The sequence below is a fragment of the Anoxynatronum buryatiense genome, assembly GCF_900182905.1.
GTDB lineage: Bacteria > Bacillota > Clostridia > Peptostreptococcales > Tindalliaceae > Anoxynatronum > Anoxynatronum buryatiense.
In genome coordinates this window covers 88,273-97,091 of record NZ_FXUF01000016.1, presented here as the reverse complement: position 1 = coordinate 97,091, position 8,819 = coordinate 88,273, and the positions used below count along the sequence as shown (strand labels likewise).

Sequence of the window (8,819 nt, the reverse complement as noted above, 5' to 3'; positions counted from 1 at the left end):
ATACCACTTACAGGGGGTTCTCTATATGTTTTTTATGAATGTTTATTAAATATTTTTCTAGGTTTTATGCTTTCCCTTGGGTGGGAAAGTTGAGTAAATAACATTAACGACGCTATTGAACATATAATGCGAATCACTTTTGTGAATTAAGAAAGCAGTTGGTGATGCACTATTTTTAGAAGTACTAAATTAGCAACAGATCACCCAAAGTACAATCGATGCATATTCCGAATTTTACAATCCACATTGTGTTAATTAAAATGGGTTCCATAAAAGTGTAAGAGAACTCGTGAAGAACGTTTTAAAATTAACAAGATCTTGCGGCGGGTATTGAGACTGGAAGGCTGTTGTTTTTTGCCCAACGATGAAAACGTTAACACGATGATAGTGAACAATTGCAATAGACAGATTTCATAACATGACGTATGTGGAAGCTGCAAATATGAAAGGTAGGGAGGCGGGTACAACTTGATGGTAGCGATTGTCTTTCGCAGAGGTGAACAGAGAAATGAACACAGGGCATAGGGTGGAAAAGTTGACATAGGATAAAGGCGGTGAAGAAAAAATTGAAGTCGATGGGTGTGGTGTTTGAAAAAGCAGACAAAGTGATAGAAAAAACGATCAAAGGCATTTCCTATTTATCGGGTATTTGCCTGATAGGCATTATGCTTGTGGCTTTTTTCAATGTACTGGGAGAAAAGCTGCGAATGTGGGGGTTTTCTGTCAGTGGGGTGCCTGCATCCACTGAAATAATACAGTATTTACATATTCCAGTTGTATTTTTAGCTGCGGCCCATGTCACCTTAGAAAGAGGGCATACGAAAATTGATTTACTGTCATGCAAGTTTCCCAAAGAAGTTCAAAAGATATTCAATACCTTTGGAAATATCTGTGGAATGGCTATTTGTGCGTTTATTAGTCAGCGGGGATTTGTTCAAATGACACGATTCAAAATGCGAAATCAGATGAGTTCCATTTCTGGAGTCGGATTCCCCCTGTGGCCGTTTGCTATGATTCTAGCGGTGGGATTCGCAATGCTTTCATTTACTTTCTTTTGGTCTATCATCAGAGAATTTGCAATCAAGTCTGACAAAAGAGGTGAAGAATTATGATTGACCCTTGGATAGTGGGTATCATCACCTTTCTTGGCATGATGCTAATGGTATTTGTAGGGGTGCCCATTTTTGTATCTATGATGGTAGCTTCACTTGGAGGATTTGCGGTCTTGTACAGCGGGGATATGACCATGGCTATTACACAATTTACCAATGCGCCGTTTAACCTTGGAGCAAACTATAACTATGCAGTACTTCCCATGTTTATGCTGTTGGGAGGGTTGACTGGAGAAACGGGGATCGCACGAGGTGCATTTACATCAATGAAGGCCTTTTTAGGACGGATTAAAGGAGGGCTGCTGTATACGGTCATTGGCGCGAATGCTGTGTTTGGTGCCTGTTCAGGCTCTTCGATTGCAGGGAATATTGTATTTGGAAAGCTGGCACTTCCAGAATTGGAAGAAGCGGGTTATTGCAAAAGGTATTCTCTTGGATGTATTGCTGCATCTGGTGCACTTTCAACACTGATTCCCCCATCAATGGGTATCATTATGTTTTGTCTGATTGCGCCTTCGCCATTAATTTATAAAGGGCAGAACATTACCTTATCGGTTGGATCAGCATTAATGGGAGGCATTGGTCTTGGAATATTTACGATGGTGGCACTTGGTATAACTGTATATCTCATTGGAAGATTTAAACCAGGCACCTTGCCGCCTGGTGGCGGTGAAAAGATAAGCTTTAATAAGAAAATCAAATCACTCAAGTTATTGGTGCCAATTGTATGCCTCTTTGGACTTATTATGGGAGGTACCTTGGCGGGCTGGTTTACGGCGACCGTGGCAGGAGCTATTGGGGCAACAGTAATTTGCATCTATGCGTTGATAAAACGTGTTCCATTTAAAAAAATTTGCCATAGTATTTGGGATGCAGCTGTCATGGAAGCGGGGATTTTTCCAATTATCATAGGAGGACAAATATTTGGGCGGTTCATTGCAGATACCCAACTGGCCAGCTATATATCGGTAGCTATTTCAAATGTGAATGCACCTCCATTTATTATATTTATGCTTGTAATGCTTCTTTATATACTTTGTGGATCTGTGATGGATATTGTATCGATCATTATTATAACGGTTCCAATTGTATTTCCGATTCTGACGGATATCGGATATAACCCCTACGTGCTGGTCATTGCATTGTGTTTTATGACAGAAATAGCTGGGTTAACACCACCTGTTGGCATGAACGTTTTTGCAACGGCCAATGCGCTGAGAGTCAATCCATCGGAAATATTTAAAGGAGTAACACCATATTTTCTGACAGAAGTCACGGTGGTAATTCTTATAGGATTATTTCCTCAAATTGTAACGTTTGTGCCTCGCTTAATGGGAATTCCTGGATTCAATTAGCAATGACCATATGAAAGGAAAGGTTGCGGCGTATCAATTAGAACATGAGGAGGGCATGAGATGAAAATGAAAAGAAGATTAATCACAGTAACACTATTATGTGTAGGGCTGCTGGTCAGTGGATGCAGTGGGACGGCAGACAGATCGGAACCAACTGTTCAACCCAAAAGCGAAAATGCCAATGCGGTAGAACCCCTTGAGATTCGGTTGAGTTCAACTTTTCAGCAAACAGAAACGGGTGGAGAGCTGTTGAGCTTCTTCGCCGATCAGGTTGGAGTTCTTTCAGAAGGTGCGATCACTGTTCAAACTTACTGGGGGGGAACGCTTTTTACTGCACAGGATGAATTGGATGCGGTCATTGACAACGCTGTGGACATGGTCGCTTTGGCACATATGCCACATCTGAACACGGTTACATATCTTGCGTTTCCAGGATTTGCACCAGGTGGACCAGAAGTTGCATTGGAATATTTCGATGATCTGGTATTTAAAAATGCCGAAACCTCAGCGCTTATTCAGGGAGAAGCCGAAGCGTTAGGGATTAAATATCTTAATGTCATTGCAGGCGGTGCCAATGCTTTTTGTGCAAAATACGATTTTGATGATTTGGATTCTCTAGTCAGAGGATCATCTTCTTTCGGAAATATGGATGCTGCTATGTTTGAGCATCTTGGATTTCAGGTGACATCCCTGTTTCCGCCTGAAACATATGATGCGCTTGGTCGGGGACTTGTTGATGCGACACAAATGGCACTTAAGCCAATGGTGGCAATGAGCTGGTATGAACCGGCACCATATTGGGCGTTGGATGGCACTTACACAGCAGGCAACTTTTTCACGGTCAACCTGGACTGGTGGAACGGGTTGTCAGAAGGACAAAGAGAAATCATACAAGCCGCAGCACAAGAGACGCAGCAATATTCCGGCGGGCTATACACTGATGAAATTGCGGACGATGTGGCAATGGTGGTTGAAAAGACTGGAAATGAGTTTGTTGAGTTCACCAAAGCAGATATTGATCAAATTTGGATGGCTGTTTTTGAATCCAAAGCAGATTCAGCACTGCGTATTGCTGAAAGTGCCGGAAAAGTTGATGGTATGGTGACGATACTTCAGCGGGCAGCAGCCTTAACAGGTTACGAATGGGAGTATTCGCGTTAATCATATTGATCATTGAATTACCAAAGTGCAGTTGGTATAGCAGCTCTCCCCTTGACATCGACGATGATATTGAGGGGCGAGTTGTTCCGTTACGGGAATATCTAATATAGATCTCATGGAGGCGTGAATTTATGAAATCACACTATCAACATCTTCTTGCCCCGTTGGAAATAAGAGGATATATTCTTAAAAACCGAATGGCAGCCTGCAACTCCCTGCCCCATTTTTTGCAAGGGCCGGAGCCGTTTCCGGCTGATTCCGTTATCGCCCATTTTGCCAATAAAGCCAAAAGTGGAGCGGCAATTGTCACCTGTATGGGGATCAATAACTTCAGCAGAGGTGCTGGCCTGCCAATGGAACTGGATATTGCCCATTTTCCTGATTATGATCTTTATGATCCGGCAAGTCAAAACTACTTGATGCAACTTGCTGATACCATCCACTTTTATGGATCGATAGCATGTATGGGTTTTTTTGTGGGGCCCCAATCAGGATACCCTTTAATGGAAAATAACAAACTTCGGATTGTTGATGTCAACAAGGCTGTGGAAGATTTTGAAGAAGAAACACTTCAACTCATTGCAAAAAGCTATGCAGAACAAATTGGCATCTTAAAATTTCTGGGGTTTGACATGGCATCCATTCATTACGCATATCGCGGACAGATACCGGCCAAGTTTTTGTCGCCCTTAACAAATCATCGAGGAGATGCATATGGCGGTTCTTTGGAAAATAGGGCGAGATTTCCGTTGATGGTTTTGGAAAAAGTGAGAGAAACGGTGGGGAATCATTTTTTGATTGAGTTGGTGATGAGTGCGGAAGAACCGAAGGGTGGATATACCATTGAGGAGGCTGCTGCGTTTATTAAAATGGCCGAACCATATATCGATATTGTTCAGTTGCGTGCTGCTGATGTTGAACAGGCCCATCCCACAGGGTTTAATTTAATTGAAACCCCTTTTATACACTATGCTCAGTATATCAAAAATACTGGCACCAAGGTTAAAATTGCAACAGTTGGAGGATACCATGATTTTGATACCTGTGAAGAAGTGATCAAATCAGGAAAAGCAGATATTATCTCAATGGCGAGAAGTTGGATTAGTAATCCCAATTATGGTGAGTTGGCTTATAATGGTAATAAAGAGGATCTTGTACCTTGCCTGAGGTGTAATAAATGCCATGGCAGAGGGAAAAATGATCCGTTTGTGAGTATTTGTTCGGTGAATCCCATCATCGGAATTGAACATAGAGTAGATCAGTTGGTGACAACTTCGACCACTCATAAAAAAGTGGCAGTGATCGGTGGGGGTCCAACAGGGATGAAAACAGCGATGGATTTACATGATCGGGGACATCAGGTAACCTTGTATGAAGCCGGTGAATCGTTGGGTGGAATGATCAGGCATGCTGATCATGTGGACTTTAAGTGGCCATTGAAGCAGTTCAAAGATTTTCTTATCAGACAAATTGAAAAGCGCAGGATTAATGTGATGATATCGACAAAAGCGAGCCCCGATATGATCAGAGAGCAAGGATATGATGCGGTTGTCGTTGCGATAGGGGCACAGCCTTTCAAACCCCCTATTCCCGGCGTCGAAAAAGAACATGTTCTTTATGGTGAGGAAATATTCGAAAAGCCTGATGCTGTCGGTCACCGCGTGGTTGTGATAGGAGGCGGAGAAGTTGGCGTTGAGGCGGGCATGTATTTGGCCAAAAGAGGACATGATGTAACGGTGTTGGAAATGCGTGATGAATTGGCGGCAGATTCAACACTGATTCATTACCGGGAAATGTTTAGAGAAGCTTGGGAATCTATACCAAATTTCAAGTGCATTCTGAATGCACGTTGTTCTGCCATTGAAAATGAACGAGTTATTTTTTATGATAAAATGGGCAAAGAGAACAGCGTGATGGCGGAAAGTGTAGTGATTTCGGTGGGGATGGTGCCGCTAAAAGCAGAAGCCCTTGAATTCTATGGGACAGCTCATCGTTTCTATATGGCAGGTGACTGTCAAAAACCAGCTACAATCCAACAAGCAATGCGGAGTGCTTTTTCAACAGCGTCCAACATATAGTCGGAAGAACCATTCGACGATGAACAGATGAATAGATGAATAGATTAAGCACAAATGCCGGAACCACTCAGGTTCCGGCATTTGTTTTGACATCAGTAAGGTTCGGATGGGCATCATGAGACGGCATCGTCATTGGCATTGCCGCTGCCGGGTGCTATGGTGGGATGGCCTGTTTGCAAGAGGGGTGACCGCAGCAGCATCAGCGTCATTCCCGCCATCAGGGTTCCTTTAATCCATGAACTGCCGGTGATGGTCCACCAGACACCGTCAAGGCCCAGCAGGGATTCCCGGGCCAGCAGATAAGCTGCCGGAACCCGCAGGCCAGTGAAGAGGATGCTCACCAGTGCCGGCGGAGTGGTTTTCCGAAGTCCGTTGAAGCCGCCGGAAAAAGTGATTTCCAGGCACATGAACAACTGTGAAAAACCGAGAATGCGCACATACCGCGTGCCGATGACCACGGTGGCCTCTTCCCGGATAAAAATCATGAACAGCTCACGGGCAAAGACGACAAGAATCAGTGAGGTGATCACGCCGAAAACGAACATCACGCCACCGGCGGTTTTGATCCCTTGCTTCACCCGGCCGGGTTTGCCCGCACCCATGTTTTGGCCGGTAAAAGAACTGAGGGCGATGGCAAAGCCGTGAGCCGTCATGTAGGAAATGGATTCAATCTGCACCCCCACCTTTTGAGCAGCCATGGCGGCAGGTCCGTAACCGGCCACAATACGAGCCAGTAAGACAGAGTAGACAGAAAAAAGACCGCTTTGAAGCGCCACGGGAGCACCCAGGCGTCCAATCTCCCGCATCAGGCCGGAGCTCCAGCCACCCCGGAACCGAAACTGCGGAAAGGGGCGGTTTCGTATGAGCATGCGCACCAACACCAGTGTCACCAGCATTTGAGAAAACACCGTCGCCAAGGCGGCTCCCCGAACTCCCAGGTTTAAGCCAAAGATCATCAGCGGGTCCAGTACCATATTGGCTGCCATCCCCATGGCATTCACCTTGAAGGGAGCCTTGCTGTAACCGGCACCATTGTAAATGCAGGTAATAATGGGATTAAGAAAAACAAAAACCATTCCCAGAGACATGATCATCAGATAATGCCGGGCATCGCGCTCCACCAGTGGGTGATCGATTCTGAAAAAACCAATGAGCTGCCGATTAAAAAGATAGAGTACCAGCCCGTAGATCAAGGCGATGCCGACAGCCATACGCAGGGCAGTGCCGGCATAATAATTGGCACGGTCGCCATTCTCAGCCCCAATGGATTGGGCAATGTTCACTTCGGTACCCACCTGAACCAGGCGCACCAGGGCCATGCTGAAAGTGATGAAGTAACCGGCGATGCCAATGGAAGCGACGGCACCACTGCCAAGAATGCCAATCCAGACCATATCAACCAGGTGATAGGCCATATTTAAAAAAGACGTGCCCATAATGGGCAATGCCAGTGCTGTTAAAGAGCTGAAAATGGAACCGGAAAGCAGATTTTTTTTATCCGACATTGATGGAACCCTCCCCACAACGATCATACATGAATTAAACCTGTTTGAAAAGATGATGAGAAGACTGAAAAGAGCGGAGAGGCTAAGTGCGGTTATTTTGTCGAAAGACTGGGGGAGTCAAACGCTGTAAAATGAGATATAATGATTTCAAGACAAAAAAATAACGGAAAATTAATTTAACAGAACGCTGTTGCTTGCAGCGTTCGCCAGAAAGGGGATCACAGCATGAAACCAACCGTTGCGGTGGTGTTCACCGGCGGCACTATTTCCATGTCCATCGATGAGAGACTGGGGGCAGCCATCCCTTCCCTGTCTGCAGCCCAGATTCTTTCCATGGTCACCAATATTGACCGTTTCGCCCACATTGAGCCGATTACCTTCTCCTCATTGCCCGGCCCGCACATGGATCCACAACTGATGATGAAGCTGCGGGCGCAGGTGCAGCAACTGTTGACCCGCGATGACATTGCCGGGGTGGTGGTGACCCATGGAACAGACACCCTGGAAGAAACTGCCTATTTACTGGATTTAACCCTGGATACCACCAAACCGGTGGTGATGGTGGGCGCCATGCGAAACAGCTCTGAGCTGGGTTATGATGGTCCCAGCAATCTTGCGGCGGCAGTGTGCACTGCCATTTCGCCGGAATCCCGGAACAAAGGGGTGCTGGTGGTGATGAATAATGAAGTGAATGCAGCCAGTGAAGTGACCAAAACCAACACACTCCGGTTGAACACCTTTCAATCCCTTGAATTTGGTGCATTGGGGATTGTGGACAATGATGAAGTGATTTTTCACCGGGAAGTGGTTCATCGCCAGGTGTTACAGCCGGAAGCCCTGGAAGAGCGGGTTTCGTTGATTAAGTGTGTGGCGGGGATGGATCATCGCTTAATTGAATTCTGTGTGGAGCAGCAAGACAAGGGACTTGTCATTGAAGCCATGGGGCGGGGGAATGTGCCGCCGGCCATGATGCAGGGAGTTCGTCGCGCCATCGATAACGGTCTGGTGGTGGTGTTGGTGTCCCGGTGTCCCACCGGCCGTGTGCTGGGTACTTACGGGTATCCAGGCGGAGGCAAGGAGCTTCGGGATTTGGGAGTTATTTTTGGCGGTGACCTGCCGGGCCAGAAGGCCAGAATTAAACTGATGCTGGCACTGGGAGTGAGCCGGGAACAGGCAGTCATCCGGCATATTTTTGAACAGGAGCAATACCGTACACCCGTTACGGGGCAGGAGGAATCAACCCATGGGCAGTAAGAAGAAACAGACAAAGACGCAAGACAGTCAGAAGAAGCAGCAATGGAATGATACAGAATTGAAACTGGCATCAGGGGCGTTAACACTGGCGGTGGCCTTTGGGCTTTCACAGATCACCGGTATCACCCACGAACATTTTTACGGCAGTTTTCAGCGGTTTATCAGTGGTTTTTTCATTCTCATGGCTATTTATCTGGTGGTATATCTGATTCTTTACAAAAAGTACAGTGCTTCCTAAAAGGAAAAAACAATCTCAGACGGGCGATGAACCCGTCTTTTTTCTTGAAAGGCTTTTTCATTTATGGTAGTATGTATCTGTTGAAAATACATTTGTATTTGCGGAGAAAACAACGG

7 protein-coding genes are annotated in these 8,819 nt (G+C 45.7%); 6 read left to right on the top strand and 1 reads right to left on the bottom strand.

Features of this window, described 5'->3' with window-relative positions:
* Positions 1 to 554: 554 nt before the first annotated feature.
* The 4 genes from QOL74_RS15915 (at position 555) to QOL74_RS15900 (ending at position 5,706) form a co-directional block, all read left to right on the top strand.
* Positions 555 to 1,112 (top strand): TRAP transporter small permease, encoded by a 558-nt coding sequence (locus QOL74_RS15915; RefSeq protein ID WP_283410493.1) that lies wholly within the window; start codon positions 555 to 557, stop codon positions 1,110 to 1,112.
* On the top strand, positions 1,109 to 2,467 hold the full coding sequence (locus tag QOL74_RS15910; protein WP_283410492.1) for a TRAP transporter large permease: 1,359 nt from the start codon (positions 1,109 to 1,111) through the stop codon (positions 2,465 to 2,467). Before QOL74_RS15915 ends, QOL74_RS15910 begins: the two co-directional genes overlap by 4 nt.
* A 60-nt stretch (positions 2,468 to 2,527) precedes the next feature.
* Positions 2,528 to 3,628, top strand: a complete 1,101-nt coding sequence (locus tag QOL74_RS15905; RefSeq protein ID WP_283410491.1) for a TRAP transporter substrate-binding protein — start codon at positions 2,528 to 2,530, stop codon at positions 3,626 to 3,628.
* Positions 3,629 to 3,759: 131 nt separating this feature from the next.
* Complete coding sequence (locus tag QOL74_RS15900) at positions 3,760 to 5,706, top strand: FAD-dependent oxidoreductase (protein WP_283410490.1); 1,947 nt, start codon at positions 3,760 to 3,762, stop codon at positions 5,704 to 5,706.
* 113 nt (positions 5,707 to 5,819) lie between these two features.
* On the opposite strand, the gene QOL74_RS15895 is transcribed toward QOL74_RS15900, so the two are convergent.
* Complete coding sequence (locus tag QOL74_RS15895) at positions 5,820 to 7,211, bottom strand: MATE family efflux transporter (protein ID WP_283410489.1); 1,392 nt, start codon at positions 7,209 to 7,211, stop codon at positions 5,820 to 5,822.
* A 225-nt stretch (positions 7,212 to 7,436) separates the two neighbouring features.
* On the opposite strand from QOL74_RS15895, the gene QOL74_RS15890 reads away from it, so the two are divergent.
* Positions 7,437 to 8,465 carry an asparaginase gene (locus tag QOL74_RS15890; RefSeq protein WP_283410488.1) on the top strand — a complete coding sequence of 343 codons (1,029 nt, stop codon included), beginning with the start codon at positions 7,437 to 7,439 and terminating at the stop codon, positions 8,463 to 8,465.
* Positions 8,455 to 8,703, top strand: a complete 249-nt coding sequence (locus QOL74_RS15885; protein WP_283410487.1) for a hypothetical protein — start codon at positions 8,455 to 8,457, stop codon at positions 8,701 to 8,703. The genes QOL74_RS15890 and QOL74_RS15885 overlap by 11 nt, the downstream gene beginning before the upstream one ends.
* Positions 8,704 to 8,819 lie beyond the last annotated feature (116 nt).

Excerpts from the sequence above, each read along its gene's own strand:
- QOL74_RS15910 (WP_283410492.1), top strand. The coding sequence starts at position 1,109 with ATGATTGACCCTTGGATAGTGGGTATCATCACCTTTCTTGGCATGATG.
- QOL74_RS15905 (WP_283410491.1), top strand. The coding sequence starts at position 2,528 with ATGAAAATGAAAAGAAGATTAATCACAGTAACACTATTATGTGTAGGG.
- QOL74_RS15900 (WP_283410490.1), top strand. The coding sequence starts at position 3,760 with ATGAAATCACACTATCAACATCTTCTTGCCCCGTTGGAAATAAGAGGA.
- QOL74_RS15895 (WP_283410489.1), bottom strand. The coding sequence starts at position 7,211 with ATGTCGGATAAAAAAAATCTGCTTTCCGGTTCCATTTTCAGCTCTTTA.
- QOL74_RS15890 (WP_283410488.1), top strand. The coding sequence starts at position 7,437 with ATGAAACCAACCGTTGCGGTGGTGTTCACCGGCGGCACTATTTCCATG.
- QOL74_RS15885 (WP_283410487.1), top strand. The coding sequence starts at position 8,455 with ATGGGCAGTAAGAAGAAACAGACAAAGACGCAAGACAGTCAGAAGAAG.